We start from the raw sequence: 25,224 nt of genomic DNA, 5'->3' as shown, positions 1-25,224 counted from the left end.
CCACGTTCCCCCGCCCGGTACGGCGCCCGGCGCCGCGCCCGGGGGGTGGGGCCCTCCCCGGCCGTGGCGCGTTCCGCCGCCCGTGCTGCTCGGCGGCGGGATCGCGCTGGGGCTCGCGGGGCTCTACCTGGCCGGTTCGCTCGCGCTCGGCGGGGACATCGCCGCGGGGACCAGCGTGCGGGGCGTGGACATCGGCGGCCTCTCGCCCGGGGAGGCGAGGGAGCGGCTCGCCACCGAGCTGGCCGTGCCCGCCGCCCGGTCCATACCGGTGCTGCTGGGCGAGGACGGCGAGGAGTTCCACCAGTTGGACCCGGCCGAGGCCGGGCTGACGGTCGACTACGAGGCCACCGTCGACCAGGCGGACCGACCGGGGCTCTTCGGGCGGCTGTTCGGCTCCGGCGGCGGGGATCTCGACCCGGTCGTCCTCCAGGACGAGGAGGCGGGCCGAGCGGCGCTGACCGCGCTCGCGGAGGAGTCGGACACCGGCGTGCGGGAGGGCGGCGTGGGCTTCGACGACGGCGCCGTCGTGGTCACCGAGCCGCGCGCGGGAGCGGCGCTCGACATCCCCGCCTCCCTCGGCCTGCTGCGGGAGGGCTTCCTGCGGCCCGAGGATTTCGAGCCGTACGAGGGCGAGGGCGCCGAGGCGGTGCGCCTGCCGGTGGACCAGGCGGAGCCGGTCGTCGGCGCGGCCGAAGTCGAGCGCGCCGTGGAGGAGTTCGCCGACCCGGCCATGTCCGGGCCGGTCCTGCTGACGGCGGGCGACGCGGTGATCTCCGTCCCGCCCGGCGTCACCGGCGACCACCTGACCATGACGGCGAACGAGGAGGGCCGCCTGGAGCCGCGCCTCGACGGGGAGGCCCTCGCGGCGGACGAGCGGCTGGCCGACCCGATCGCCGCCGCGGAGGTGGACGCGACGAACGCGAGGCTCTCGCTGTCGGGCGGCGAGGTGGTGGGCTCCGGCGGCTCCCCCGGCAGCAGGGTCGTCACCGGCTCCCTCGGCGACACGGTCATGCCGCTGCTGACCGGCGTCGGCGAGGCGGCGCGCACGGCGCCCGTGGCGACCGAGCCGGTCGAGCCGGCGCTCGACGGCGAGAACCACCGCGACCTCGGCGTCGTGGAGGAGATGTCCTCCTTCACCGTCGGCTTCGATCCGGCGCCGTACCGCACGACCAACATCGGCCGGGCCGCGGAGCTGATCAACGGCTCGCTCGTGCTGCCCGACGAGACGTGGAGCTTCAACGAGACGGTCGGGGAGCGCACGGAGGAGAACGGGTTCGTCGAGGGCGTCATCATCCTCGACGACCAGTACCAGCGGGCGCAGGGCGGCGGCGTCTCGGCGGTGGCCACGACGATGTTCAACGCGGTGTTCTTCGCGGGCGTCGACCCGGTGGAGTACGGCGCGCACTCCTTCTACATCGAGCGGTACCCGGCGGGCCGCGAGGCGACGGTCGCCTGGGGCAGCCTCGACCTGCGGTTCCTGAACGACTCGGGCAACGCGATCTACATCCTGGCGAGCGCCACCGACACCTCGGTGACGGTGACCTTCCTCGGCACCAAACGCTACGACGAGGTCCGCGCGGAGGAGGGCCCCCGGGAGAACGTGACCGAGCCCTCCCGCCGCGAGGGCGAGGGCGAGGACTGCGTCCCGCAGCCGCCGCTGGATGGCTTCGACGTCGAGGTGGACCGGATCTTCGTCGACAACGGCACGGAGGCGGGCCGCGAGACGTTCCGCACCAGCTACGTCCCCCGCGACGAGGTGGTCTGCCGGGAGGAGCGGGAGGAGTGAGCCCGCCCCGCCACGGGGGCCGACGCGCACGCCGCCGCTAGACCGCCGTGACGACCATCTGCACGGCGGCGCTGACACACACGAACACACCGAAAAAAACCGCCGCCCAGGACCACCGGTCGTCGCCCCGCGAGATCACGTCCCAGCCCTCCGTCCACATCACGGCCGGCTCGGCCGGGTCGTAGCGGACGGTGACCTCCGCGCCCCGGCGCACGGGGCCGAGATCGGCCTGCCGGCGGCCGACCGCCGAGGTCTGCCGCATCCGCGTGCCGTCGGCCGTGCTCCAGGAGACCACCGGGCGGAACAGCTCGCCGCCCCTCGGCGGGGTGTACCTCTCCAGGCACTCGACGGAGCCCGGCACCGAGATCCCCGCCGAGCGCAGCCGCGCCGCCCGGCGCAGCCGTCGTCGCCCACGAAGGATCACCCAGCCGCCGAAGAGAAGCGGCCCCAACAGGAGCACGGTTTCCACGGCGGTCAGCCTAGTCAACGGATCGGAGACCGTTCCCGCGAGGTGAACGGGTGTACGCATTCGCCCCCGTCTCAGGCGTTTTGCGGGGCGGGCCGACTACGGTGTGGATCGCGGCGCTCACCTGGGGCGATCCGGCCCGACCCGACGGGAAAAACGCCTCGCATGGATGACGGAAAACGGGGTAGCCGCCCGCCCATGTGAACGATGCCCCGCCGGACATCACGTCCGGCGGGGCCTTGACGAGAGGCGACAGCGTGCCAGAGGACAAGCGGGGCTCCGGCGGGGCGAACGGAAGCAGACAGCCATCACTGATCAGATCGCGGACCGACCCGGTCGTGTTCGGGGTCGCCGCGGTGGTGACGCTGGCGTTCGTCGTGTGGGGTGCGGTGTCGTCCGAGTCCCTGGCCGACGCGACCGGGGACATGCTCGGCAGCGTGATCAGCAACGGTGGCTGGGGCTTCGTGCTCGTGGCCTCGTTCTTCGTGGTGTTCGCGCTCTGGCTCGCGGTCAGCCGCTACGGGCGGATCACGCTGGGCAAGGAGGGCGAGGAGCCGGAGTTCAAGACGATCTCCTGGATCGCCATGATGTTCAGCGCCGGCATGGGCATCGGCCTGATGTTCTTCGGCGTGAACGAGCCCCTCACGCACTTCGTCTCGCCGCCGCCGGGGACCGACCCGGCGGACTCGGGCGAGGCCATGTCCACGGCGATGGCGACCACCCTGTTCCACTGGACGGTCCACCCCTGGGCGATCTACGCGGTGGTCGGCCTGGCCATCGCCTACAGCACCTTCCGGCGCAAGCGCAGGCAGACCATCAGCGCCGTGTTCACGCCGCTGATCGGCGAGCGGCACGCCAACGGGACGGCCGGGCGGGTCATAGACATCCTGGCGATCATCGCGACGCTGTTCGGCTCCGCCGCCTCGCTGGGCCTGGGCGCCCTCCAGATCGGCAGCGGGTTCCAGGAGCTCGACTGGCTGGACGACGTCAGCGACGGCCTGCTCGTCATGATCATCGCGGTCCTCACGCTGGCGTTCGTCCTCTCGGCGATCTCCGGCATCGCCAAGGGCATCCAGTGGCTGTCCAACACCAACATGGTGCTGGCCGGGTGCCTGGCGCTCTTCCTCTTCATCGCCGGGCCCACCGTGCTGATCCTGGACCTCCTGCCCACCTCGGTCGGGTCGTACCTGGGCCAGCTGCCGGAGATGGCGGCGCGCACGGAGGCCAGCGGCGGCGAGGACATCGGCGGCTGGCTCTCGGGCTGGACGGTCTTCTACTGGGCGTGGTGGATCTCCTGGACGCCGTTCGTCGGCATGTTCATCGCCCGCATCAGCCGGGGCAGGACCATCAGGCAGTTCGTCGGCGGCGTCATCCTGGTGCCGAGCACGGTCAGCCTGGTCTGGTTCGCGATCTTCGGCGGCACCGGGATGCGCCTGGAGCAGACCGGCTCGGCGATCACGGACGAGGCCACCCCCGAGGGGCAGCTCTTCGCCGTGCTGCGGGACTACCCGCTCGCCAGCCTGACGGCGGTGATCGTGATGGTCCTGGTCGGCATCTTCTTCGTCTCGGGCGCGGACGCCGCCTCGATCGTGATGGGAACGCTCTCGCAGCGCGGCACCCTGGAGCCGAGTCGGGTCCTGGTCGTCTTCTGGGGCGTTCTGACCGGAGCGGTGGCCGCGATCATGCTGATCATGAGCGGCGAGGGATCGGACGCGCTCGACGGCTTGCAGAATCTGACGATTCTCGCGGCCGTGCCGTTCACGCTGGTGATGATCGGCTTGTGTGCGGCGCTGATGCGCGATCTGCGGCACGACTCGCTCATCCTGCGCGGTGAACGGGGCGAGGAGGCCGTGGAGATGGCGGTCATCGCCGGTCACGAGCGGTACAACGGCGACTTCGAGCTGAGGATCGGCCCCGGCGCCGGTGAGGTCGAGATCACCGTCAAGGACGCGGAGCCCGGGCAGGGGAACGGACCCGAGCAGAAGGACCCCGCCGGGAAGCCCGGCGGGTGACGCGGGGCGGTGCCGAGGTCCCGGGGCAGGTGCGTGCCCCGGGGCCCGGCCCGTCTCAGGCCGGGCGGCGCGCGCGCAGCGAGAACATCAGCGGAACGCGCGGCTGCCCCGCCGGGAAGCGGAACTCCCGCTCCCCCGACCGCTCCAGCGCGGGGAAGCGCGGCCACATCGTGAAGTCGTGCTCGGTGAGCAGCTCGATCACCAGGCCGGTGCGGGCCAGCGCGGTCACGATCTCGCCGAGGGTGTGGTGCCACTGCACCTGCACCGTCCTGGTCAGCTCGGCGCCGCCCGTGTAGCTGTAGGGGAAGTCGTAGGTCTCCCCGCCGGTGAGGAAGTAGTCGGTCACCACCGACTCCCCCGCCTCGTCGAGCACTTCGGTGAACGGGTGGAACTCCACGAGGTAGAGCACCCCGCCCTCCGCCACCAGCGAGGCCGCGACGCGCGCCCAGCGCGTCACGTCGGGCAGCCAGACCAGCGCGCCGAGTCCGGTGTAGACGATGTCGAACCGCTCACCGCCCAGGGCGGATTCCGCCTCGTACACGTCGGAGACGACGAAACGGGCCCGGTCGGCCACCCCGATGTCGGCCGCCAGCGCCCGCGCGGTCGAGACGGCCTCGGCGGAGAAGTCGAGCCCGGTGACGCGCGCGCCGCGCCGGGCCCAGGAGAGGGTGTCCTGCCCCATGTGGCACTGGAGGTGGAGCAGGCTCCTGCCCGTCACGTCGCCGAGCTCCCCGGCCTCGAAGGGCCGCAGGTGGTCGGCGCCCGCGCGGAATCCGGGCAGGTCGTAGAAGTCGCCGGCGGCGTGCACGCCCACCCGGTCGTCCCAGTTCTCGCGGTTGTGGCGCAGCCAGTCGTCCGTCATGCCGGGACCGTAGAGCGCCCTCCCACCGCCCGCAAACCATTTCGGCGAGGGAGGCGCGCCGGGCGCGCGCCCGCGCCTATGCCCGGTGGACGCCGTACAGCGCGCTCGCCCTGCGGCGCCGGGCCAGGCGCCGCAGGGCGAGCGCGGTGGCACCTGCGGCGAGGAGGGCCGCCGCGAGCAGCGTGACGATCCAGGCCGGGACGCCCGCCCAGGTCCGCAGCTCGTCGGTGAAGACCACGGGGCGGTACTCGGTGTCCTCGGCGGCGCGTTCCAGGGTGTGGTCGGCGTCGATGGCGGAGGGGTCGGGGAACTCCTGGTCGATCACGGTGAGGAACGTCTCGCCCGCGGCCAGGTCGCGCAGCGGCCCCTCGGGCTGGCCCTCGACGGGGAGCCGCCCGGCGAACGCGACCTCGGGCGCCCGGCCGCCGATGGCGTCGGCCGGTTCCATGCGGCCGGGGCCCAGGACGTAGATCCGGAGCGACTGCGGGGTGTCGGCGAGGCGCGACAGGCGCATCGGGTAGACCGGCTCGTCCGAGGCGAAGGTCAGGCTGATGGGGTCGAGCGTTCCCCCGAGCACCGCCTCCTCGGCCGCGTCCCCGCCCGCCTCGGGGGGGGCGAGCCGGATCGCGACGTACTCCCACTCCCGTTCGACATAGGGCGCGAGTTCGGCCGCCAGGTCCTCGGGCAGGGCGAACCCGTTCTCGCCGAGCCAGCCGTCCAGGGCCCGCGGGTCGGTGGCGGCCAGGCGTGCCACGTCGAACGGCCCGAGCCGGTCGCGGCTGATGACGTCGACGGGCGGGGCGCCGTCCCGGGGCGGCGCCTCGGGCGCCCCGCCCACCGCGCCGTCCCCCTGCGAGCCGCGCGGCCAGTCGCCGTCCCTGGGCCAGAAGTAGTGGCGGGTGCGGTGCTCCGCGTCCGACGCGGTGGAGAGGGCGCCGAAGAGGTCGCGGTCGCCGAGCGCGACCTCGGCGCGGCCGGGCACCGGCATGATCCAGGCGGCCTCGCCGGCGTCGCCGTCCACCGTCAGGCTCATGACGATCCGTTCCGTCGTGCCGTCCCAGCGCACGGCGGACGTCTCCTGGCTCACCGCGATCCGTTCGGCCGGATCGGTCACCATGCCCCCGCAGCCGCAGGCGTACGCGGGCCACGTCAGTGCCGCCAACTGCGCGAGCAGAAGCAGCAGAACGGTCGTCAGCGCGTTTCCTCGCATGCTCATCGCCCACAGGGACGGCCCGGAGACCCGGACGGTTCCGGACGTTTGGTGCCGCAGATGCAAGGAACCCGACAAGGGCCATGGCGAACACAGACGGAGCAAGAGAAGCAAGAGAAGCAAGAAGAGAACAGGCCGAGGAACACGGCGAATCCCGCCCGGTGCTCGACGTGATGCGCAGGGCGGGCGCGGAGTTCGCGGAGCTGACCGGGCTGAGCCCCGAGTCGGTCACCCGCCTGGAGCGGGTCGACGACGGCTGGGTGGTGGAGGCCGAGGTCACCGAACTGGCCCGCGTGCCGGACACGATGAGCCTGATGGCGACCTACGAGGTGGCCACGGGCCCCGACGGCGGGGTGACCGGCTACCGGCGCATCCGCCGCTACGAACGAGGAAGGGCCGACCGGACCTAGGGCCGTGTCGCACAGTGCCGGACGGCACCACGGTGGCCCCACGGGCCCCACGGCCGACCAGTGAGCGATCGGCGTACGGCGCCGACGAGGAGGTTCCCAGCATGACCACAGCAGTCGCATCAACACAGCCCATGGCTCCCGCGCGTTCGGGGGGTGGCGGATCCAGCGGTCTGTACGACGTGCTGGAACTGATCCTCGACCGGGGGCTGGTCATCGACGCGTTCGTCCGGGTCTCCCTGGTCGGCATCGAGATCCTGAAGATCGACGTGCGGGTCGTGGTCGCCAGCGTGGACACCTATCTGCGGTTCGCGGAGGCGTGCAACCGGCTGGACCTGGAGGCCGGGCCGCGGAAGGACCCGGGCCTGCCGGGGCTGGTCGGCGCCATGACCGAGTCGGGGGCGCGCGGCAAGAGCAAGGGCGCGCTGGCCGGGGCCGCCGAGGCGGTCTCCGACGCGTTCCGGCAGGGCCGGGACGGGTCGGAGGAGGACGGCGACGGCGACGGCGACGGCGACGGCGACGACGGCCGCGAGACCGAGAAGGAGCCGCGCCGGACGCGCAGGACCGCGTCGTCGCGGCGGGACAAGGACGCGGGATGACGACGTACGTGTACGGCATCGCCGACGCAGGGAACCGGCGTGTGGTCCCCGGCGGCCTCTCCGGGGTCGGCAACCCGCCGCGTCCCGTCCGCGTGCTGCGGGTCGGCGGGGTGGCGGCGCTCGTCAGCGACTGCCCGCCCGGCCTGCGGCCCAGGAGACGCGATCTGTTCGCGCACCAGAGGGTGCTGACGGTCGCCGCGGCCGGCGGCCCGGTCCTCCCGCTCCGCTTCGGCAGCATCTCGCCGGACGACAGCGCGGTCCGCACGGCCCTCCGGGACCACGCGGACCTCTACCGGGACCAGTTGGAGACGGTGGCCGACCGCGTCGAGTACAACGTCAAGGCCACGCACCGGGAGAACGAGGTGCTGCGGCGCGTCGTCGCCGGGAACCCGGAGATCCGGCGCCTCAACGAGGCGACGCGGTCGGGCGGTCAGGCCGTCTACCAGGACCGGCTGCGCCTCGGCGAGCTGGTCGCGCAGGAGCTGCGGGCCCACGAGGCGCAGGACGCGGCCGCGGTGGAGCAGGTGCTCGCGCCGTTCGCCGAGAGCCGCAGGCCGGGTCCCCAGGCCGACGGCCGGGTGGTGAACGTCTCGTTCCTGGTGGGGCGCGACGACACGGCCGGGTTCCTCGATGCCGTCGACCGGCTGCGGGAGACGAGCCCCCACCTCGACCTGCGGGTCAACGGCCCGCTCCCCCCGTACAGCTTTGTGCGGACCGAGACCGCCGAGAAGGCGGTCTGACATGGCCTTGGGGCTGCTCAGGGAGCTGTTGCTGCTGCCGCTCGCCCCGGCGCGCGGCGCCGGGTGGGTGCTGGCGCAGACCGTTGCGGAGGCGGAGCGCCAGTACTACGACCCGGCGGTGGTGCAGCGCGAGCTGGGTGCCCTGGAGGAGCAGTTGAACGAAGGGGTGATCGACGAGGCGGAGTTCGAGCGCCGTGAGGACGAGCTGCTCGACCGCCTCCACCCCCCACACGAGGGGATGACACGGTGACCAGCAGAGTGGCACTGGGCCTGGCCGCGACCACGGGGTACGTGCTGGGCCGCACGAGGAAGGGAAGGGCGGCGCTGGCGCTGGGCGGCGTGGGCGCGGTGGTCGCCTCCAGGATCGACATCACCGATCCGCGTCTGCTCGCGGCCGCGGACCGGCTGCGCGGATCAGCCCAGTCGCTCGTCTCGGGCCCGTTGGGCTCGCTCGCCGACGGCCTGCACCACAGGACCGACGCCGCGCGCGAACGGCTCGGCTCCGCCGCGTCGGAGGCGTCGGAGGCGTCGGACGCCGGCGCGGCGGCGGGCGGGAGTGCGGGCCGGGCCGCGGGGAAGGCGGGCAGGAGTACCGGCGGGTCGGCCGCGAAGACCGCGGGCAAGGCCCGTTCCACCGCGAAGAAGACCAGCAAGGGACCGCCGCGGAAGGCGGCGGCCAAGAAGACCACCGCGAAGAAGACCACGACCGCGAAGAAGACCACCGCCGAGAAGACGACCGCGAAGCGGACGGCGGCCGACCGGTCGACGGCGGACACGCGTGGGCGGCGCGGACGCGAGGGCTCCGGTGAGGGCGATGAGTGACGTCGCCAAGCTCAGCCCGTCCGACCGCGTGCGGCTGGAAGCGGCGGCCTTCGCCGCCGTGCAGGCCGAACGGCTCCTCCTCACCACCGCGAAGGGGCTGGGGAGAGCCACCGCGAAGCTCACCGACATCGCCGAAGGAAGGAGTACAGGTCTCGTGAATCTGGCAGCGGAAACAGGCAAGAGGACCGCGCAGGGCAAGGGGGTCGTGCGCTCGGCCGTCGAGGCGGGCGCGGTGAACCTGGCTTCGGGGGTGAAGGACAAGGTCACCTCGGCCGTGCCCAAGCCCCACATGCCCTCCCTCCCCAAGCCCTCCCTCCACCTCCCCGGCCTGGGGAGCAGGAGCGGCGAGGACGGGAAGGGGCAGGAGGCCGAGGGCGCGCGGAGCAAGGGAGAGAAGGCCGACAGCGGGTTCCTCACCATCGTCGAGGACATCGACATCGGCGTGCCCGTGCGCGAGGCGTACGACCAGTGGACCCAGTTCCAGGAGTTCAGCGGCTTCGCCAAGGGCGTGCAGGGCGTGGACCAGGTCGACGACACCACGACCACCTGGCGCGCGAAGGTCTTCCTGTCCAAGCGGAGCTGGCAGGCCACCATCACCGAGCAGATCCCCGACGAGCGGATCGCCTGGACCTCCGAGGGCGGCAAGGGAACGACCAAGGGCGTCGTCACCTTCCACCGCCTGGGCGAGACCCTGACCCGGGTGCTGCTGGTGATCGAGTACTACCCGAAGGGCCTGATGGAGCGGACGGGCGCGCTGTGGCGGGCCCAGGGCCGCAGGGCCAGGCTCGACCTGAAGAACTTCCGCCGCACCGTCATGCTGCGCGCCGAGGCCACCGGCGAGTGGCGCGGCGAGATCCGGCACGGCGAGGTCGAGGTCACCCACGAGGACGCCGTCGAGGACGCGGAGGAGCGCGACCACGACGAGCGGGACGACGAGGAGCCCCGTGGCGGAGGCAGGCGGTCATGACCGCGCCCGCCGTGCCGGGACCCGGGCCGTACGGCGGGCTCGCCGCCGCGGGCGGCGGGAGCGCCAACCTGGCGGACATCCTGGAGCGCGTCCTCGACAAGGGCGTGGTGATCGCCGGTGACATCCGGATCAACCTGCTCGACATCGAACTGCTGACCATCAAGCTCCGGCTGCTGGTCGCCTCCGTCGACAAGGCGAAGGAGATGGGCATCGACTGGTGGGAGCACGACCCGTCGCTCACCTCGGGCGCGCGGCCCGGGGAACTGGCGGCGGAGAACGAACGGCTGCGCGAGCGCGTCGCGGCCCTGGAGCGAGGGCGGGAGGAGAACTCATGACCGACGCGAAGAGTGTGGACCAGGTGGAGAGCGTCAGGGGGAACGGACGAGGCGGGCAGTTCTGGTACATGTACGCGGTCACGCCCGCCGGCTCCGTTCCCCTGCCCGAGGACCTGCGGGGCGTGGGCGGCGGGCGGCCCAGGGTCCTGCGCGCCGGCGGCCTCGCCGCCGTGATGAGCCCGGTCCCGGCGGCCGACTTCGCCGCCGAGCCGCTGGCCGCGCACCTGGAGGACCTGCGGTGGCTAGAGGAGACCGCCCGGGGCCACCAGCGGGTGGTGGACGGCCTGGTGCCCGTCGCCACCTGCGTGCTGCCGCTGCGGCTGGCCACCGTCTGCGAGGACGCGGACGGGATACGGCGGCTGCTGGCGGCGAACCGGGAGCGTTTCACCTCGGCCGTGGAGCGGCTCGACGGCCGTGCCGAGTGGGGCGTGAAGGTCTCCGCCGACCTGTCCCCGCCCGCCGGGGCCGGAGAGCCCGCGCCGAGGACGGGCCGCGACTACCTGCGGCAGCGGTCGCGGCGGCGCAGCGCGTCCGACGAGGGCTGGCGGCAGGCCGAGGCCGATGCGCGAGCCGTGCACGAGGCCCTGGCCCGGGCGGCGGAACGCTCGCGGCTCCACCCGCCGCAGGACGCGCGGCTGTCGGGCGAGCCGGGCCGCAACCTGGTCAACGGCGCGTATCTCGTGCCCCGAGCGGACGAACGGGAGTTCTGCGCGCTGGTGGGACGCCTGGCCGGGCGGCTGACCACCCCGGTGCTGAGCCTGACCGGGCCCTGGGCGCCGTACTCGTTCATCGAACAGGAGGAGCAGGAGGAGGGGCAGGAGCAGGAGCAGCAGGAGAGGGAGCCGACCGCATGAACGGCGAGCTCGCGACGCGCCGGATCGCGCTCGTGGACCTGCTGGACCGGCTGCTGGCCGGGGGCGTGGTCCTGGTCGGGAACCTCTCGCTGGTCATCGCGGACGTCGAACTCGTCCGCATCGACCTGCGGGCCCTGGTCACCTCCGTCGCGGGGGACACGACGGCGGAGGAGCGGCCATGACGGACCTCGGCCACCCCGCCGGGCCCACTCGCACTCGGGCCGCCAGGCCCGCCGAGCCGGACGCGCGGATCGAGATGGATCGCGACACGGTCGAACGCGACCTGATGAAGCTGGTCCTGACCGTCGTCGAGCTGCTGCGCCAGCTGATGGAGCGCCAGGCGCTGCGCCGCGTGGACGCCGGCGACCTGGACGAGGATCAGGAGGAACGGATCGGGCTGACCCTGATGCTGCTGTCCGAGCGCATGGACGAGCTGTGCGAGCGGTACGGCATCGAGCCGGACGAGCTGAACCTCGACCTGGGGCCGCTGGGTTCGCTGCTGCCCCGCTCATGAGACTCCGCCCGGCGGGGAGGTGACCCCCGCCGGGCGGCCCCGTCACAGCGCCTCGGCGGCGGCGCGCCCGGCCGCCCTGCCGGAGAAGAGGCAGCCGCCGAGGAACGTTCCCTCCAGGGAGCGGTACCCGTGCATCCCGCCGCCGCCGAAGCCCGCCGCCTCGCCCGCCGCGTAGAGGCCGGGCAGCGGCTTCCCGCCCTTCCCCAGCACGCGCGAGGAGAGGTCGGTCTCCAGGCCGCCGAGCGACTTGCGCGTGAGGATGTGCAGCCGGACGGCGATCAGCGGCCCCGAGGCCGGGTCGAGGAAGCGGTGCGGCGGCGCCACCCGGATCAGCCGGTCGCCCAGGTAGGAACGGGCGCCGCGGACCGCCGTCAGCTGGAGGTCCTTCGTGAAGCGGTGGCCGACCTCGCGGTCGCGGGCCTCGATGTCGCGGCGCAGGGCGCGCTCGTCGATGAGCGCCTCCCCGGTCAGCTCGTTCATCCCGCGGACCAGCGCGCCCAGGTCCCGTTCGACCACGAAGTCCGCGCCGTGCTCCATGAACGCCCGCACCGGTCCCGGAGCGCCGGAACGGGCCCGGCCGAGCACGCCGCGGACGCTGCGCCCGGTGAGGTCCGGGTTCTGCTCGGAGCCCGAGAGCGCGAACTCCTTCTCGATGATCTTCTGCGTGAGGACGAACCAGGTGTACCCGTGCCCGGTCGCGAGGATGTGCTCCAGCGTGCCCAGGGTGTCGAAGCCGGGGAAGAGCGGCACGGGCAGCCGCTCGCCCGTCGCGTCGAGCCACAGCGACGAGGGTCCCGGCAGGATGCGGATGCCGTGCCGGGACCAGACCGGGTCCCAGTTGGTGATGCCCTCGGTGTAGTGCCACATGCGGTCGCCGTTGACCAGGCGCGCCCCGGCCCGTTCCGCGATGCCGAGCAGCTTGCCGTCCACATGGGCGGGCACGCCGCTGAGCAGGTGCTTCGGCGGGGTGCCCAGGCGTTCCGGCCAGTTGGCGCGGACCAGGTCGTGGTTGCCTCCGATGCCGCCCGAGGTCACGATGACGGCTTGGGCGCGGAGTTCGAAGAGGCCGACGGTCTCCCGGCTGCTCGCGGTGCCGCGCCGGGCGGCGCTGGGGGCGAGGACCTCGCCGGTGACGGTGTCCATCGCGCCCGCGCTGCGGCCGAGCCCGGTGACGCGGTGGCGGAACCGCAGGTCCACCAGGCCGCGCTCCGCGGCGGCCCGCACGCGTCGTTCGAACGGCTCGACCAGCCCGGGGCCGGTGCCCCAGGTGATGTGGAAGCGGGGCACCGAGTTGCCGTGGCCCGTCGCCGCGTAGCCGCCGCGTTCCGCCCAGCCGACGACGGGGAAGAGGCGGACGCCCCGGGCGCGGAGCCAGGACCGCTTCTCGCCGGCCGCGAAGTCGACATACGCCTCGGCCCAGCGGCGCGGCCAGTGGTCCTCGGCCCGGTCGAAGCCCGCGGTGCCGAGCCAGTCCTGCCAGGCCAGCTCCCTGCTGTCGCGGACGCGCAGCCGCCGCTGCTCGGGCGAGCCGACGAGGAACAGGCCGCCGAACGACCAGTGCGCCTGGCCGCCGAGGGACGCCTCCGGCTCCTGGTCGAGCAGGATCACCTTCCGCCCGGCGTCGGCCAGTTCGGCCGTTGCGGTCAGGCCGGCGAGCCCGGCCCCGATCACGATGACGTCGGCGTCATAGGCCATGGTCGTCCGCTCCCCGCCCTCTTGGCTCCGGTGCCCCGCTCGGTGCACGGATCACAAGATCCTGGGCCACGCCGGATGCCGCGTCAACGGGCGGCGCGTCGCGCCGCGCTCCGCAGGGGCACGAAGCGCAGCGGGGTGCCGGGGACCGCCTGGGCCGCGGCGGCGAGGTCCGCCTCCGGGACGACCCCGGCCACCGGGTAGCCGCCGGTGGTGGGGTGGTCGGCGAGGAAGACGACCGGGCGGCCGTCCGGCGGGACCTGGACCGCGCCGAGCACCATGCCCTCGCTCGGCAGCTCGTCCTGGCGGGCGCGGGCGAGCGGGGGGCCCTCGGTGCGCAGGCCGATGCGGTTGGCGGCGGGTGAGACGCGGTAGCGGGCGGTGGCCAGGGCGTCGAGCGCCGCCGGGGTGAACCAGTCGTCCCGGGGCCCGAGCCGCATCCGCAGCACCAGCTCCGCGGGGGGCGCGGGCTGCGGCACGGCGTCGGCGGGCGCGGGCGGCGCGCCGGGCTCGCCCAGCGGCAGGACGTCGCCGTCGGCGAGCGGGGCGGGGCCGAGCCCGGAGAGCAGGTCGGTCGCGCGGCTGCCGAGCACCGGCGCCACGGCGACGCCGCCCGCGAGCGCCAGGTAGGAGCGGACGCCGCGGGCGGCCGGGCCGAGCGCCAGCACGGCCCCGGCGGGGACACGGGTGGCCGCCCCCCAGGGCGCGGGCGCGCCGTCGACGGTGACGGCGCAGGGCGCGCCGGTGACCGCGGCGGTGACGGGGTGGCGCGCCCTGACCGCGCAGCCGCTGAGGGTGGACTCCAGGGTGGCCGCGCCCGGCGCGTTGCCGACCAGCCGGTTCGCGAGCAGGTGGGCCGGGAGGTCGAGTGCGCCGGAACGCGGCACGCCGAGGTGGGCGAGGCCCGGCCGCCCGAGGTCCTGAACGGTGGTCAGCGCGCCCGCCCTGACGACGGCGAGGGCCCGATCGCTCACGAGGCCCTCTCCCGGGGGGACGGTGCCGTGTCCGTGTCCGTGTCCATGTCCATGTCCGTGAAGCGGACGCGGGTCCCCGGCGCGAGGAGCGCGGCCGGGGTCCGGCCCGGATCCCACAGGACGGCGTCGGTGGTGCCGATGAGCTGCCAGCCGCCGGGCGAGGAGCGGGGGTAGACGCCGGTGTAGGGGCCGGCCAGGGCGACGGACCCGGTCGGCACGCGGGTCCTCGAGGAGGCGCGGCGCGGCACCGCGTACCGCCCGGCCAGGCCGGTGAGATACCCGAAGCCGGGGGCGAAGCCGCAGAACGCGACGCGGAACGCGGCGCCCGCGTGGATGCGGGCGACCTCCCCGGGGGCGACGCCCCAGTGCGCGGCCACGTCGGCGAGGTCCGGCCCGTCGTAGCGCACGGGGATCTCGACGGACTCCCCCGCGTCGGCCTCGGGGGGCGGGACGGGCCAGGTGGGCAGGCGGGCGGCGAGGCCCGCCGGGTCGCCCACGCCGTCGAGCAGCACGGTGCGGGCGGCGGGGACGATGTCGGCCACCGGTTCGAGGGTGCCCGCGGCCTGGCGCCGCAGCAGCTCGGCGTGGAGGGCCAACGCGTCGTCGCCGGTGGGGAGTTCGACGAGGAGGGCGTGTTCGCCCACGGGGAGGATCCTCATCCGGCGGTGTCCACGAAGGGCCTCAGTGCCACGCCGGCGGCGGCCAGGGCCGACCTGACCCTGCGGGCCAGCTCGGTGGCGCCCTCGGTGTCGCCGTGCAGGCACAGCGAGCGGGCGCGCACGGCGAGGCGGCGGCCCCGGTGGGAGACCACCTCGCCGTCCCTGGCGAGGGCGACCGAGCGGCGCACGACCGTCTCGGGGTCGGTGAGGACGGCGCCCTCCTCCCCCCGTGGGAGGAGGGCGCCCTCATCGGTGTAGGCCCGGTCGGCGAACGCCTCGGCCACGACCGGGAGTCCGGCCCGTGCGGCGGCCTCGTGGAGGCGCGACCCCGGCAGGCCGAGGACGGGCAGCGGCAGCCGGGTGAGGGCGACGCCCTCCACGACGGCCGCGGCCTGGCCCGCGTCGGTGACGGCGCGGTTGTAGAGCGCGCCGTGCGGCTTGACGTACGACACCCTGCCGCCCGCGGCGCGGGCGAACACCTCGAGGGCCCCGATCTGGTAGGCCACGTCGGCGGCCAGCTCGTCCGGAGCCACGTCCATCGCCCTGCGGCCGAACCCGGCCAGGTCGCGGTAGGAGACCTGGGCCCCGATGGCCACGCCGCGCTCGGCGGCGAGGGCGCAGACGCGTCGCATGGTGACCGCGTCCCCGGCGTGGTAGCCGCAGGCGACGTTGGCGCTGGTGACCACGGACAGCAGGGCCTCGTCGTCGGTCAGCCGCCAGCGCCCGAAGCCCTCGCCGAGGTCGGCGTTGAGGTCGATCGAAGCTCTCTCGGTGCCGGTCATGCCACTCGGTACTCCTTGTCCGCCGCGTCCGTGATGAACATATAGCCCGGCGCGTGGGTGATGGCGAACGGCGGGCGCGAGGCCATCAGGGCGGCCTGCACGGTCACGCCGCAGGCCCAGAAGACCGGCACGTCGCCCGGCTCGAAGGTGACCGGCTCGCCGAATTCGGGCCGGGACAGGTCGTGGATGCCGAGCCCCAGGGGGCTTCCCGAGTGGACCGGGCCGCCGTGGACGGCGGGCATCGTGGCGCTGACCCGCCGTGCCCTCGCCACCAGGGGCGCGGGAACGGGCCGCATCGAGACGACCAGCGGGCCGCTGAGCCGGCCGGCGGGGCGGCAGGCCCTGTTCGTCACGTACATGGGGACGTTGCGGCCCTGTTCGGTGTGGCGCAGCGGCACCCCGGCCTCGGCCAGCGCCGTCTCGAAGGTGAAGCTGCACCCGATCAGGAAGGTGACCAGGTCCTCGCGCCACAGGTCGGTGACGTCGGTCGGTTCGCCGGTGAGGGCGCCGTTCTCCCAGACGCGGTACCGCGGCAGGTCGGTGCGGAGGTCGGCGCCCGGGGCGAGCCCGGTCGTCCAGGAGCCGGGCGCGGTGGTGCCGAGCAGCGGGCAGGGCTGGGGGTTGCGGCGGCAGAACTGCTCGACGTCCTCGGCCCAGTCGGCAGGGACGGCGACCATGTTGGCCTGGGCACGGCCCGGCGCGAGGCCGGTGGTCGGGATGGCGTGGCCGGCGCGGAAGCGGGCGCGGAGCTGACTGGGCCCCGGCGGTAGCGGTAAGGGTCTGGCGGTGGGAGTCATGGTCGGTCCTCTCGTGGTGCGTGGTCGTGTGCGCGGTTCTCGGCCTCCACCGGTGGCCGGTGGCCGGTGGCCGGTGGCCGTGCGGGTGCCGGGGCGGGCCCGTGCCCTCAGGCGAGGTCGCGCCCCTTGGTCTCCGGCAGGCCGAGCAGGGCGATCAGGGCGAGGCCGTAGCCCGCGGCGCCGAAGATCAGCGCGCCGCCGACGCCCATGCTGTCGGCCATGAAGCCGACCCCCGTGGGAAACGCGGCGCCCACGGCCCGCCCGGTGTTGTAGGTGAAGCCCTGCCCGGTGCCGCGCACGGCCGTCGGGTACAGCTCGGCGAGAAAGGAGCCGAACGAGCTGAAGATGGCCGACATGCAGAAGCCCAGCGGGAAGCCCAGGACCATCACGAGGGTGTTGGCGCCCTCGGGGATGGTGGTGTAGGCGATGATCGCCGCCGAGGAGAGCACGGCGAACAGGGCGATGTTGTTCTTCCGGCCCAGCCGGTCGGTGACATAGCCGCCGGTGAGATAGCCGGCGAACGCGCCCGAGATGAGGAACGTGAGATAGCCGCCGGTGCCCACGACCGACAGGCCGCGTTCGTCGTCGAGGTAGGAGGGGACCCAGGTCGCCAGGGTGTAATACCCGCCCTGCACCCCGGTGGACAGCAGCACCGCGAAGAGCGTGGGCCGCAGCAGCCCGCCCTTGAAGATGGCCGTGAACGAGCCTCTCTCCGCGCTGCGCAGGCGGCGTTCGGTGGCCTCGGGCGCGTCGGTGACGCTGCGCCTGACATAGACGATGAGCAGCGCGGGGAGCGCGCCGGTGAAGAACATCACGCGCCAGGCGGTGTCGTCGTCGAAGACCTGGAAGACGACGGTGTACACGACCACGGCGAGTCCCCAGCCGACCGCCCAGGAGCTCTGGACGAACGCGAGCGTCCGGCCGCGGTGCCTGGCCGAGGCGTACTCGGCGACCAGGATCGCGCCGACCGCCCACTCGCCGCCGAACCCGAGCCCCTGGAGGGCGCGGAAGAGCAGCAGCAGTTCGTAGCTGGGGGCGAAGCCGCAGAGCACGGTGAAGAACGCGTAGGTGATCACCGTGATCATCAGCGCCTTGACCCGGCCGATGCGGTCCGCCAGGACGCCGGCGACGGCGCCGCCGAGGGCGGAGGAGAGCAGGGTGACCGTGGTCAGCAGGCCGGTCTGGCCCGGGTCGAGCAGGAAGTACGCCTCGATGGCGACCATGCTCAGCGGAAGCGTGAAGAAGTCGTAGGAGTCCAGACCGTACCCGCCGAAGGCGCCGGCGAAGGCGCGGCGGCCCCGCGGGCCGAGCGAGCGGAACCAGGCGAAGGACCCGGTGTCCTGGTCGAGGGGCGGGTGGTCGGATCCGGACGGGGCGTGCGGCGTTGCGTGCGTGCTCATCTGCACCTCACGGGCGTGAATGCGGCGGGAACCGTGCCCGGCAGTCCAGCTGCCTGGGCTCACGCTAGGGGATTGTTGAACAAGAGGGCAAGGGAGTGGGGTGACAATCCCCATGTTGTCTCATTTGCGTTTCTGCGGTTGACTGCCCAGGTGAGCACGGCGACCGGAGGACGAGCGGACGTGACAGAGACCGGGGACACCCTGGAGGGGCTGGATGAGGACCGCGCGCTGCTCGACCGCACCGGCACCGCCGACCGGGTCGCCAAGATCCTGCGCGACCGGATCGCCGAGGGGTTCTTCCCGCCCGGCACCCAGCTCTCCGAGAAGGCGATCAGCGACCGGCTCGGCGTCTCGCGGAACACGCTGCGCGAGGCGTTCCGGCTGCTCACGCACGAGCGGCTGCTGGTCCACGCGCTCAACCGCGGCGTCTTCGTCCGGCGCCTGACGGTCGAGGACCTGGTGGACATCTACCGGGTCCGGCGGCTGATGGAGTGCGCGGCACTGCGCGGCCTGGGCGAGCCGCCCTACCCGCTGGACGCCCTGGAGGCCGCCGTCGAGCGGGGCAGGAAGGCCGCCCGCGAGGAGGACTGGCGGGAGCTCGGCACGGCGAACATCAAGTTCCACGAGAATCTGGCGGCCCTCGCGGGAAGCCCGCGGACCGACGAGCTAATGCGGCGGATTCTGGCCGAACTCCGCCTCGCCTTCCATGTGATGGCCGACCCGCGCCGCTTCCACGAGCCCTACCTGGCGCGCAATCAGGAGATCCTCCAGGCCCTGCGGTCCGGCGACCCGGCCGGGGCCGAGCGGCTGCTCGGGCGCTATCTGGACGACTCCAGGAGCCAGCTCGCCCAGGCGTACGAGGCCCTGATCAGCTGACCGGGCGACCGTCCACCCGTCCCATTAGGCTCATCACATGATCCGAAGGGTGTGGGCGGCGGTGCGGCTGTGGTTCTCGCCACGGCGGCTGCGGGCCGAGGGCGTGACCCCCGACTACCGCTTCTCCCTGGCGAACGAGCGCACGTTTCTGGCCTGGCTGCGCACGGCCCTCGCGCTGCTGGCCGGCGGGATCGCCGTGGACCAGTTCCTCACGGACATGCGCTGGGCGGTGCGCACCACCATCGCCCTGGTGCTGCTCGCGGGCGGGGCCCTGTGCGCGGTCCGCGCCGTCAATCACTGGGTCCGCTCCGAACGGGCCATGCGCCGCGGCGAGGACCTGCCGGAAAGCCGGTTCCCCGCGCTGCTCGCGGTGGGAACCATGGTGACCGCGGCCCTGGTGATCGTGGCGGTGGCCGCCGGCTGGGCCGGCGCATGAGCCCCGGCGGCCCGCCCCACGCACGCGACCCCGGCGCGCAGCCGGAGCGGACACGGCTCGCTTGGCGGCGCACGACCCTGTCGTTCGCGCTGGTGGTGATCCTGGCCGGGCGCGGCCTCGTGACCGGGAACGGCGCGGGCGGGGACGCCGGGGGTAGCGGCCGGGCGCTGGGCACCGTGGCGGTGGCGGTGGCCGCCCTGCTCTGGGTCGGATTCCTCGGCCTGGCCCACCGGCGCCTGCGGGTCCTGGCGCACCGCAGGCCCGTTCCCCCCGACGGGGTCACGGTGCTGGGCGCCGCCGCGGCGGTGGCGGCCACCGCGCTCCTCGCCGCCGGACTCGTGACCGCCGGGGGCGGGGAGGCGGGCTGAGGTGTCCTCCGTATCCTGAACGGATGACGGAGCCCCGGACTTTCGCCTCGCCCGCCGCCCTCCGAGCCGCCGTGGGCGAGCGGTTGGGGATGAGCGACTGGCTCGACGTGGACCAGCGGCGGATCGACCTGTTCGCCGAGGCCACCGGGGACCACCAGTGGATCCACACCGACCGGGAGCGGGCGGCGGCGGGGCCCTTCGGCTCCACCATCGCCCACGGCTATCTGACGCTGGCCCTCCTCCCCGTGCTGGTCCCCCAGCTGCTGCGCGTCGAGGGGGTGCGCATGGCCCTCAACTACGGTGTCAACAAGGTCCGTTTCCCCGCCCCCCTGCCCGCGGGCTCCCGCGTGCGCGCCACGGGGCACGTGGCGGGGGTCACGGATGTGCCGGACGGCGTCCAGCTCGTGCTGTCGGTGACCGTGGAGCGCGAGGGCGGCACCAAGCCGGTCTGCGCCGCCGAGACGGTCGTCCGGTACTTCCTCTGACACCGGGGTGCGGCGGCGGCACGACCGCCGCGTAGACATCTGGGTCATTCATGGCTTCACAGGTACAACCCGGGGCAGCTTCCCTGCCAGTTGACGCTGGCCGAACGAGGGAAAACCGCCACGATGGTGTGATCGTGAGGCAGGCCGCCGCCCCCGCGTGCCACCGTGCGCCCTGTCCGCGTGCGCGGTGCCGTGAGAGACACGGGAGCATGACGAACCGGCGCGGCCCCAACTACGAGCTGCGGGCGCTGCTCACCGAGGCGGGCTGGACCCAGGAGGCGCTGGCCCGCGCCGTGAACGCCCTGGGCGCCGAGATCGGCGCCGTCCTGCGCTACGACCGGACGGCGGTGGCCCACTGGCTGGCGGGGACGCAGCCGCGCCACCCCGTCCCCCAGCTCGCGGCGGAGGCGCTGACCCGGCGGATCGGCCGCTCGGTGACCCCGGAGGCCGCCGGCTTCCCCGCCGTCTCGCGCGGCGCTGTGCCCGTCGACCCGGTGGCGGGTTTCACCGCGCTGTGCCGCGCCGACGCGGACGCGGGCCGCCGGGTGCCGCTGCACCAGCGCCCCTACCGGGTGGCCGACACGGCGGTGCCCGGGCCCCCGGGGCCGCCGGCGCTCGGCGGGCCGCTCGGCGGGCGCACCGTGGCGACCCTCGCCCTCAGCGACGCGGTGGTGTTCTTCGCCGGGTCGATCGACACCCACGGGGGGCGCCACGCCCGCAGCGCGCTCGCCGCCTATCTCGCCGACGACGTCGCGCCGTTGCTCCACGCCGGACTCACCCAGCGCCTGCGCGCCGAGGTGCTGGTGACCGCCTCCCGGCTGGCGTTCCTGCTGGCCAGGATGTACGAGGACGGGCTGCTGCACGGCGTCGCCCAGCGGTACTACACCTATGCCCACCGGCTGGCCGGGGAGGCGGGCGACCGGTCGGCGTGGAGCGTGGTGGTGCGGGCGATGAGCGCGCAGGCCCAGCGCCTCGGCCACCTGTCCTCCGCCCTCCAGCTCGCCGAGGCGGCGCACCGGGGCGCGCGATCGGCGCCGCCCGCCCAGCAGGCGTATGTGCAGACGCAGCTGGCCGTCGTGCTCGCGCGCAGCGGCGACCGGCGCGAGGCGCTGACGGCGATCGCGCGGGCCGAGCGCGCCGCGGACCGCGCGACCAGCCCCGCGGCCCCGTTCGACTCCTACCCCAGGGCGGCGCTGCACTTCCAGACCTCGGCCGTCCTGGAGTCGCTCGGCGACCTCCAGGGCGCGCTGGCCGCGCTGCGGCGGGCCGCGGGCGAGCGGTCGGCCGCCGACGTGCGCGGGCGTGCGCTCACCCAGGCGAGGTTCGGCCAGCTGCTGCTGCGCACCGGCCATCTGGACGAGGCGTGCGCGGCCTGGGACGGCTTCCTGGCCGCGCAGGAACGGCTGCGCTCGGGCGAGGCCGAGCGGGCGGTGCGGGACATGCGCCGGGCGTTACAGCCCCACCGGAACCGCAAACCGGCCGCGGAACTCCTGGCCAGGACCGTGCGCGGTCGTTGACTTGCCCCCTCGCTATTTCTATGGTCGAACAGAGGAATGGTCGAGGCTGGGAGTGCGTGATGACAACGGGCGAACTGACCCAACACTCGGGGGGTTTCGGGAACGAGCACAGCAGCGAGGCGGTGCCCGGCGCGCTGCCCATCGGGCGGAACTCACCCCAGCGCGTCCCGCTCGGCCTCTACGCCGAGCAGCTCAGCGGCACCGCGTTCACCGAGCCACGGGCCGCCAACCGCAGGTCGTGGCTCTACCGCATCAGGCCCTCGGCCGCGCACCCGCCGTTCACCCGCGTCCCCAACGGCACGCTGCGCAGCGCCCCGTTCGACGACAGCGGCCCGGACCCCAACCGCATGCGGTGGAACCCGCTTCCTGAGCCGCCGCCCGGCACCGACTTCGTGGCCGGCCTGTGGACCCTGGGCGGCAACGGGGACGCCGGCCGCCGCACCGGGATGGCGATCCACCTCTACCGCGCCAACGCCCCCATGACCGACCGGGTGTTCGGCGACGCGGACGGGGAGCTGCTGATCGTTCCCGAGGACGGCACGCTGCTGCTGCGCACCGAGTTCGGCCCGCTGCGCGTCGAACCGGGCTCGGTGGCGCTGATCCCCCGCGGCGTGCGGTTCCGCGCCGAGCTGCCGGACGGGGCGGCGCGCGGCTACGTCTGCGAGAACTACGACGCGCCCTTCGCGCTCCCTGAGCTGGGCCCGATCGGCGCCAACGGCCTCGCCGCGGCGCGTGACTTCCTGGTGCCCTCGGCCGCCTACGAGGAGGCGGACGGGCCGGTCGAGGTGGTCAACAAGTACGGCGGGAGCCTGTGGTCCGCCACCTACGGGCACTCCCCCCTCGACGTCGTCGCCTGGCACGGCACCCATGTCCCGTACCTGTACGACCTGAGCCGGTTCAATGTCCTCGGCTCCATCAGCTACGACCACCCCGACCCGTCGATCTTCACCGTGCTCACCTCGCCCGCGGCCGACTTCGTGGTCTTCGCGCCGCGCTGGCTGGTCGGCGAGGACACCTTCAGGCCGCCGTACTTCCACCGGAACGTGATGAGCGAGTACATGGGCCTGATCCGCGGGTCCTACGACGCCAAGGCCGACGGATTCGTGCCGGGGGGCGGCTCGTTGCACCCCATGATGTCCGCGCACGGCCCGGACCGGCAGACGTTCGAGCGGGCCAGCTCCGGTGAGCTGAGGCCCCAGAAGCTGGACGACGGACTCGCGTTCATGTTCGAGACACCCTGGCCGGTCAGCGTCACCGCGCAGGCTCTGACCGCCGAGCACCGGCAGCGGGGCTACGACGAGGTGTGGGAGGGTCTGGAACAGAACTTCCCTTCATAACATCGTCGACCCGGACCCGGAGCGCCCGCCGTGACCGTCTTCGCCCCCGACTCGCTCGAGCTGAACCGGAAGCTGCCGCTGTGGTATCAGGTCTCCCAGTCGCTGCGGGCCTCGATCCTCGGGCGCTCCGCGGAGGCCCCGCTGCGGCTGCCGACCGAGGAGCAGCTGGCGGGGCACTACGGGGTCAGCGTGCTGACCATGCGTCAGGCGCTCAAGGAACTGGAGATCGAGGGGCTGATCACGCGCCACCGGCGCCGGGGCACGTTCATCACCCCGCTGGCCCGGCAGGGCACGCCGGTGCGGCTGCTCGGCTCGGTGGACACCATCGTGGCCCAGCAGTCGGGAGAAACGATCACTCTGCTCGACCACGGCCCCGTCCCGGTGCCGACGGACCTGGTGGAGCACTTCCCCGGCCTCGTGGAGGTGGTGCGTTTCCGCAGGCTGCGCCACGACCCGGCCACGGGAGAGCCGGTGAACTACGCGGAGAACCTGGTGCATCCCGAGGTCGCCGACCGGATCGACCCGGCCGCGCTGGAGCGCTGGCCGATGACCAAGGTGCTGCGGGACATCGCCGGGGTGACGGTGAGCAGGATCGCCAACACCGTCCAGGCGATGCTCGCCGACCCTCCCGTCGCGCAGGTGCTCGGGGTGCCGTTGCTGAGCCCGATCCTGCACATCACGGGGGTCGAGTACGACGAGCGGGAGCGCGCCGTGGACGTGGCACGCATTCATTACCGCGGGGATCGCTTCTCGTTCGCCGTCACGATGGACGCGGCGCACGAGTGACCGGGCGCGAAACGACCGCGGGGAGACCTGGTCCGAGGTGACCCGAGGGGTGCCGGGCCGCCGGGTCCTGCCCGGCGGCCGTCTCAGCCGCGACCGCCGAAGAGCGTGCGCCGCAGGCGGCGCAGCGGCGCGAACAGCAGCACACGGGCACCGCGGCTCGTGCGGGCGGACTGCGCGTCCCGTCTGGTGAGCTCGCGCATCAGCGTGGTGGCCTCTTCGGTCTCGCGCTGCGGGAGGGCAGGGCCGGAGAGGACGCTCAGGTGACGGTCGAGGCGCGCGCTGTTCGCGCTGCTCCCACCGTTGATCGCAGGCACCCGCGGCGGTCTGCTGCGAACTGTTATCTGCTTCATGACACTCCCACCCGTACAACGGCACCCGGTCCGGGCAGGCTAACCCTAACGCCCCAGAAGGACGCGTGGGTATCCCGGTCCCACGATTCACCTTTCCCGGCAACGGGGTTGACGAACACCGCATGAGGGTGTTCTCCGGGAAAAACCCCCGTGCGCCCGGGACACGGGTGCCGGATCATGGCGGGCATGAAGCCGACGAACCCGTCCACTCCCAAGGAGGAATCACCGATCCGGTTCAACGTCACCGAGGCGGACTCGCCCGACGACGTCATCGATGTGCTCCTTCTCACGGATTTCACCTCGGGCGCCCTGCCGTTCGCGCACGGCCGTCGCCTGGACAACGTCAAGGAGCGCCACCCCCTGCTGCCCGAGGGCGCCGACGTCGACTTCCAGACCCGGGACACCGACACCAGCACCGTGCTGGCCTCGGGCGAGGGCTGGAAACTGCGCTCGCGCCGCTGGCGCCAGGGGGCGCACGTGGTCGTCGTCGCCGAGACCGAGGAGCTGGCGCGGGAGGTCTTGGAGAAGGCCGTGGACGGCGCGGAGGAGGAGCCGGAGACCTCCTCGTCCGTCGTGACGATGGGCTTCTGGCACCTCTCCCCCAGCCGCCGCGGCCCGATCCGCACCACGCGGAGGATCGAGGCGGACAGCTGGCAGCACATCGCCTCCGGGTACTCGGCGCCGGTGGCGGGCGCGCTGGACCGGCTGATGGCGGTGACGCCCGACGACATCACGGGGCGGCTGCTCCTGCTGCACGGGCCGCCGGGGACGGGCAAGACCTCGGCGCTGCGCGCGCTGGCGCGCGCCTGGCGCTCGTGGTGCCAGGTGGACTGCGTGCTGGATCCGGAGCGGCTGTTCAACGACATCGGCTATCTGATGGACGTGGCGATCGGCAGGGACGACGACCAGGAGCAGTGGCGCCTGCTGCTCCTGGAGGACTGCGACGAGCTGATCCGCGGCGGCGCCAAGAACGCGGCGGGCCAGGCGCTGTCCCGGCTGCTCAACCTGACGGACGGGCTGCTGGGCCAGGGCCGCAAGGTGCTCGTCGGGGTGACCACCAACGAGGACCTGGAGCGGCTGCACCCGGCGGTGGTGCGGCCGGGGCGCTGCCTGGCGCGGATCGAGGTCGGGCCGCTGACGCGCGCGGAGTCGGTGGCGTGGCTGGGCTCCGAGCGGGGCGTCGGGCGGGAG

Annotated in this window: 30 protein-coding genes; 20 read left to right on the top strand and 10 right to left on the bottom strand. The window is 73.8% G+C overall.

Annotated elements, in window-relative coordinates; genetic code table 11:
* Positions 1-1,786: VanW family protein (locus ADY01_RS12465; protein WP_420715659.1), on the top strand; the 1,786-nt coding region annotated here is incomplete at its 5' end.
* 37 nt (positions 1,787-1,823) lie between these two features.
* Here ADY01_RS12465 and ADY01_RS12460 read toward each other — a convergent pair.
* Positions 1,824-2,255: a DUF3592 domain-containing protein gene (locus tag ADY01_RS12460; protein WP_049570750.1), complete on the bottom strand. Its 432-nt coding sequence runs from the start codon at positions 2,253-2,255 to the stop codon at positions 1,824-1,826.
* A 254-nt stretch (positions 2,256-2,509) separates the two neighbouring features.
* Here ADY01_RS12460 and ADY01_RS12455 point away from each other — a divergent pair, with 254 nt between their 5' ends.
* Positions 2,510-4,264 (top strand): BCCT family transporter, encoded by a 1,755-nt coding sequence (locus ADY01_RS12455; protein WP_049570747.1) that lies wholly within the window; start codon positions 2,510-2,512, stop codon positions 4,262-4,264.
* Positions 4,265-4,319: 55 nt separating this feature from the next.
* Here ADY01_RS12455 and ADY01_RS12450 read toward each other — a convergent pair whose 3' ends face one another.
* Entirely contained in the window at positions 4,320-5,126 is an 807-nt protein-coding gene (locus ADY01_RS12450; RefSeq protein ID WP_049570744.1) for a class I SAM-dependent methyltransferase, read from the bottom strand.
* 76 nt (positions 5,127-5,202) lie between these two features.
* Positions 5,203-6,342 (bottom strand): DUF2330 domain-containing protein, encoded by a 1,140-nt coding sequence (locus ADY01_RS12445; protein WP_049570741.1) that lies wholly within the window; start codon positions 6,340-6,342, stop codon positions 5,203-5,205.
* Between the two features lie 77 nt (positions 6,343-6,419).
* Here ADY01_RS12445 and gvpO point away from each other — a divergent pair, with 77 nt between their 5' ends.
* The 10 genes from gvpO to ADY01_RS12395 all read left to right on the top strand — a co-directional run bounded on the left by gvpO (position 6,420) and on the right by ADY01_RS12395 (position 11,574).
* The gene (gvpO, locus tag ADY01_RS12440; protein WP_063784204.1) at positions 6,420-6,746 is read left to right on the top strand and encodes a gas vesicle protein GvpO; all 327 of its coding nucleotides are present in this window, start codon (positions 6,420-6,422) and stop codon (positions 6,744-6,746) included.
* 101 nt (positions 6,747-6,847) lie between these two features.
* Positions 6,848-7,342, top strand: a complete 495-nt coding sequence (locus ADY01_RS12435; protein WP_234320186.1) for a gas vesicle structural protein GvpA — start codon at positions 6,848-6,850, stop codon at positions 7,340-7,342.
* Positions 7,339-8,082, top strand: a complete 744-nt coding sequence (locus tag ADY01_RS12430; RefSeq protein WP_049570736.1) for a GvpL/GvpF family gas vesicle protein — start codon at positions 7,339-7,341, stop codon at positions 8,080-8,082. Before ADY01_RS12435 ends, ADY01_RS12430 begins: the two co-directional genes overlap by 4 nt.
* A gap of 7 nt (positions 8,083-8,089) precedes the next feature.
* A complete protein-coding gene (locus ADY01_RS12425; protein WP_049570767.1) occupies positions 8,090-8,332 on the top strand; it encodes a gas vesicle protein GvpG in 243 nt (80 codons plus the stop codon).
* Positions 8,329-8,904, top strand: coding sequence for a hypothetical protein (locus tag ADY01_RS12420; RefSeq protein WP_049570732.1), 576 nt, complete (start codon positions 8,329-8,331; stop codon positions 8,902-8,904). The genes ADY01_RS12425 and ADY01_RS12420 overlap by 4 nt, the downstream gene beginning before the upstream one ends.
* The gene (locus ADY01_RS36305) at positions 8,897-9,871 is read left to right on the top strand and encodes an SRPBCC family protein (RefSeq protein ID WP_234320185.1); all 975 of its coding nucleotides are present in this window, start codon (positions 8,897-8,899) and stop codon (positions 9,869-9,871) included. The genes ADY01_RS12420 and ADY01_RS36305 overlap by 8 nt, the downstream gene beginning before the upstream one ends.
* Complete coding sequence (locus tag ADY01_RS12410) at positions 9,868-10,206, top strand: gas vesicle protein (RefSeq protein WP_049570730.1); 339 nt, start codon at positions 9,868-9,870, stop codon at positions 10,204-10,206. Before ADY01_RS36305 ends, ADY01_RS12410 begins: the two co-directional genes overlap by 4 nt.
* A complete protein-coding gene (locus ADY01_RS12405) occupies positions 10,203-11,060 on the top strand; it encodes a GvpL/GvpF family gas vesicle protein (RefSeq protein ID WP_078900232.1) in 858 nt (285 codons plus the stop codon). Before ADY01_RS12410 ends, ADY01_RS12405 begins: the two co-directional genes overlap by 4 nt.
* On the top strand, positions 11,057-11,242 hold the full coding sequence (locus ADY01_RS12400; RefSeq protein WP_049570727.1) for a gas vesicle protein: 186 nt from the start codon (positions 11,057-11,059) through the stop codon (positions 11,240-11,242). Before ADY01_RS12405 ends, ADY01_RS12400 begins: the two co-directional genes overlap by 4 nt.
* 74 nt (positions 11,243-11,316) lie before the next feature.
* Positions 11,317-11,574, top strand: coding sequence for a gas vesicle protein K (locus tag ADY01_RS12395; protein ID WP_049570759.1), 258 nt, complete (start codon positions 11,317-11,319; stop codon positions 11,572-11,574).
* 42 nt (positions 11,575-11,616) lie between these two features.
* On the opposite strand, the gene ADY01_RS12390 is transcribed toward ADY01_RS12395, so the two are convergent.
* The 6 genes from ADY01_RS12390 to ADY01_RS12365 all read right to left on the bottom strand — a co-directional run bounded on the left by ADY01_RS12390 (position 11,617) and on the right by ADY01_RS12365 (position 17,878).
* Positions 11,617-13,269, bottom strand: coding sequence for an FAD-binding dehydrogenase (locus ADY01_RS12390; protein WP_049570722.1), 1,653 nt, complete (start codon positions 13,267-13,269; stop codon positions 11,617-11,619).
* 83 nt (positions 13,270-13,352) lie between these two features.
* Positions 13,353-14,240: a biotin-dependent carboxyltransferase family protein gene (locus ADY01_RS12385; protein ID WP_049570720.1), complete on the bottom strand. Its 888-nt coding sequence runs from the start codon at positions 14,238-14,240 to the stop codon at positions 13,353-13,355.
* Positions 14,237-14,899, bottom strand: a complete 663-nt coding sequence (locus ADY01_RS12380) for a 5-oxoprolinase subunit B family protein (RefSeq protein ID WP_049570717.1) — start codon at positions 14,897-14,899, stop codon at positions 14,237-14,239. The genes ADY01_RS12385 and ADY01_RS12380 overlap by 4 nt, the downstream gene beginning before the upstream one ends.
* Complete coding sequence (locus ADY01_RS12375) at positions 14,896-15,681, bottom strand: LamB/YcsF family protein (protein ID WP_049570714.1); 786 nt, start codon at positions 15,679-15,681, stop codon at positions 14,896-14,898. The genes ADY01_RS12380 and ADY01_RS12375 overlap by 4 nt, the downstream gene beginning before the upstream one ends.
* Positions 15,678-16,478, bottom strand: a complete 801-nt coding sequence (locus ADY01_RS12370) for a putative hydro-lyase (protein ID WP_049570710.1) — start codon at positions 16,476-16,478, stop codon at positions 15,678-15,680. Before ADY01_RS12370 ends, ADY01_RS12375 begins: the two co-directional genes overlap by 4 nt.
* A 107-nt stretch (positions 16,479-16,585) precedes the next feature.
* Complete coding sequence (locus ADY01_RS12365; RefSeq protein WP_049570707.1) at positions 16,586-17,878, bottom strand: MFS transporter; 1,293 nt, start codon at positions 17,876-17,878, stop codon at positions 16,586-16,588.
* Positions 17,879-18,058: 180 nt separating this feature from the next.
* Between ADY01_RS12365 and ADY01_RS12360 the strand changes: the two genes are divergently transcribed.
* The 7 genes from ADY01_RS12360 to ADY01_RS12330 all read left to right on the top strand — a co-directional run bounded on the left by ADY01_RS12360 (position 18,059) and on the right by ADY01_RS12330 (position 23,683).
* Positions 18,059-18,754, top strand: coding sequence for a GntR family transcriptional regulator (locus ADY01_RS12360; protein ID WP_049570704.1), 696 nt, complete (start codon positions 18,059-18,061; stop codon positions 18,752-18,754).
* Between the two features lie 37 nt (positions 18,755-18,791).
* Entirely contained in the window at positions 18,792-19,190 is a 399-nt protein-coding gene (locus ADY01_RS12355) for a YidH family protein (RefSeq protein WP_049570700.1), read from the top strand.
* Positions 19,187-19,558: a DUF202 domain-containing protein gene (locus tag ADY01_RS12350; protein ID WP_049570697.1), complete on the top strand. Its 372-nt coding sequence runs from the start codon at positions 19,187-19,189 to the stop codon at positions 19,556-19,558. Before ADY01_RS12355 ends, ADY01_RS12350 begins: the two co-directional genes overlap by 4 nt.
* Positions 19,559-19,581: 23 nt before the next feature.
* Positions 19,582-20,043 carry a MaoC family dehydratase gene (locus tag ADY01_RS12345; protein ID WP_049570693.1) on the top strand — a complete coding sequence of 154 codons (462 nt, stop codon included), beginning with the start codon at positions 19,582-19,584 and terminating at the stop codon, positions 20,041-20,043.
* A gap of 209 nt (positions 20,044-20,252) precedes the next feature.
* On the top strand, positions 20,253-21,560 hold the full coding sequence (locus tag ADY01_RS12340; RefSeq protein WP_049570690.1) for a hypothetical protein: 1,308 nt from the start codon (positions 20,253-20,255) through the stop codon (positions 21,558-21,560).
* Positions 21,561-21,619: 59 nt separating this feature from the next.
* The gene (gene hmgA, locus ADY01_RS12335; protein ID WP_049570687.1) at positions 21,620-22,897 is read left to right on the top strand and encodes a homogentisate 1,2-dioxygenase; all 1,278 of its coding nucleotides are present in this window, start codon (positions 21,620-21,622) and stop codon (positions 22,895-22,897) included.
* 30 nt (positions 22,898-22,927) lie between these two features.
* On the top strand, positions 22,928-23,683 hold the full coding sequence (locus ADY01_RS12330; RefSeq protein ID WP_049570683.1) for a GntR family transcriptional regulator: 756 nt from the start codon (positions 22,928-22,930) through the stop codon (positions 23,681-23,683).
* 83 nt (positions 23,684-23,766) lie between these two features.
* Here ADY01_RS12330 and ADY01_RS12325 read toward each other — a convergent pair whose 3' ends face one another.
* Complete coding sequence (locus ADY01_RS12325) at positions 23,767-24,033, bottom strand: hypothetical protein (RefSeq protein ID WP_078900230.1); 267 nt, start codon at positions 24,031-24,033, stop codon at positions 23,767-23,769.
* Positions 24,034-24,219: 186 nt separating this feature from the next.
* Here ADY01_RS12325 and ADY01_RS12320 point away from each other — a divergent pair.
* Positions 24,220-25,224: DUF5925 domain-containing protein (locus ADY01_RS12320; RefSeq protein ID WP_049570756.1), on the top strand; the 1,005-nt coding region annotated here is incomplete at its 3' end.

Source organism: Streptomyces sp. SBT349 (assembly GCF_001083795.1).
In the GTDB taxonomy this organism is placed as follows: Bacteria; Actinomycetota; Actinomycetes; order Streptomycetales; family Streptomycetaceae; genus Streptomyces.
This window is presented reverse-complemented; position numbering and strand designations above follow the sequence as displayed.

What these genes read in the sequence shown, in the direction of transcription:
- ADY01_RS12450 (WP_049570744.1), bottom strand. Translation starts at nt 5,126, where the DNA reads ATGACGGACGACTGGCTGCGCCACAACCGCGAGAACTGGGACGACCGG.
- ADY01_RS12445 (WP_049570741.1), bottom strand. Translation starts at nt 6,342, where the DNA reads ATGAGCATGCGAGGAAACGCGCTGACGACCGTTCTGCTGCTTCTGCTC.
- gvpO (WP_063784204.1), top strand. Translation starts at nt 6,420, where the DNA reads ATGGCGAACACAGACGGAGCAAGAGAAGCAAGAGAAGCAAGAAGAGAA.
- ADY01_RS12435 (WP_234320186.1), top strand. Translation starts at nt 6,848, where the DNA reads ATGACCACAGCAGTCGCATCAACACAGCCCATGGCTCCCGCGCGTTCG.
- ADY01_RS12430 (WP_049570736.1), top strand. Translation starts at nt 7,339, where the DNA reads ATGACGACGTACGTGTACGGCATCGCCGACGCAGGGAACCGGCGTGTG.
- ADY01_RS36305 (WP_234320185.1), top strand. Translation starts at nt 8,897, where the DNA reads ATGAGTGACGTCGCCAAGCTCAGCCCGTCCGACCGCGTGCGGCTGGAA.
- ADY01_RS12410 (WP_049570730.1), top strand. Translation starts at nt 9,868, where the DNA reads ATGACCGCGCCCGCCGTGCCGGGACCCGGGCCGTACGGCGGGCTCGCC.
- ADY01_RS12405 (WP_078900232.1), top strand. Translation starts at nt 10,203, where the DNA reads ATGACCGACGCGAAGAGTGTGGACCAGGTGGAGAGCGTCAGGGGGAAC.
- ADY01_RS12400 (WP_049570727.1), top strand. Translation starts at nt 11,057, where the DNA reads ATGAACGGCGAGCTCGCGACGCGCCGGATCGCGCTCGTGGACCTGCTG.
- ADY01_RS12395 (WP_049570759.1), top strand. Translation starts at nt 11,317, where the DNA reads ATGGATCGCGACACGGTCGAACGCGACCTGATGAAGCTGGTCCTGACC.
- ADY01_RS12390 (WP_049570722.1), bottom strand. Translation starts at nt 13,269, where the DNA reads ATGGCCTATGACGCCGACGTCATCGTGATCGGGGCCGGGCTCGCCGGC.
- ADY01_RS12380 (WP_049570717.1), bottom strand. Translation starts at nt 14,899, where the DNA reads ATGAGGATCCTCCCCGTGGGCGAACACGCCCTCCTCGTCGAACTCCCC.
- ADY01_RS12375 (WP_049570714.1), bottom strand. Translation starts at nt 15,681, where the DNA reads ATGACCGGCACCGAGAGAGCTTCGATCGACCTCAACGCCGACCTCGGC.
- ADY01_RS12370 (WP_049570710.1), bottom strand. Translation starts at nt 16,478, where the DNA reads ATGACTCCCACCGCCAGACCCTTACCGCTACCGCCGGGGCCCAGTCAG.
- ADY01_RS12365 (WP_049570707.1), bottom strand. Translation starts at nt 17,878, where the DNA reads ATGAGCACGCACGCAACGCCGCACGCCCCGTCCGGATCCGACCACCCG.
- ADY01_RS12355 (WP_049570700.1), top strand. Translation starts at nt 18,792, where the DNA reads ATGATCCGAAGGGTGTGGGCGGCGGTGCGGCTGTGGTTCTCGCCACGG.
- ADY01_RS12350 (WP_049570697.1), top strand. Translation starts at nt 19,187, where the DNA reads ATGAGCCCCGGCGGCCCGCCCCACGCACGCGACCCCGGCGCGCAGCCG.
- ADY01_RS12345 (WP_049570693.1), top strand. Translation starts at nt 19,582, where the DNA reads ATGACGGAGCCCCGGACTTTCGCCTCGCCCGCCGCCCTCCGAGCCGCC.
- ADY01_RS12340 (WP_049570690.1), top strand. Translation starts at nt 20,253, where the DNA reads ATGACGAACCGGCGCGGCCCCAACTACGAGCTGCGGGCGCTGCTCACC.
- hmgA (WP_049570687.1), top strand. Translation starts at nt 21,620, where the DNA reads ATGACAACGGGCGAACTGACCCAACACTCGGGGGGTTTCGGGAACGAG.
- ADY01_RS12325 (WP_078900230.1), bottom strand. Translation starts at nt 24,033, where the DNA reads ATGAAGCAGATAACAGTTCGCAGCAGACCGCCGCGGGTGCCTGCGATC.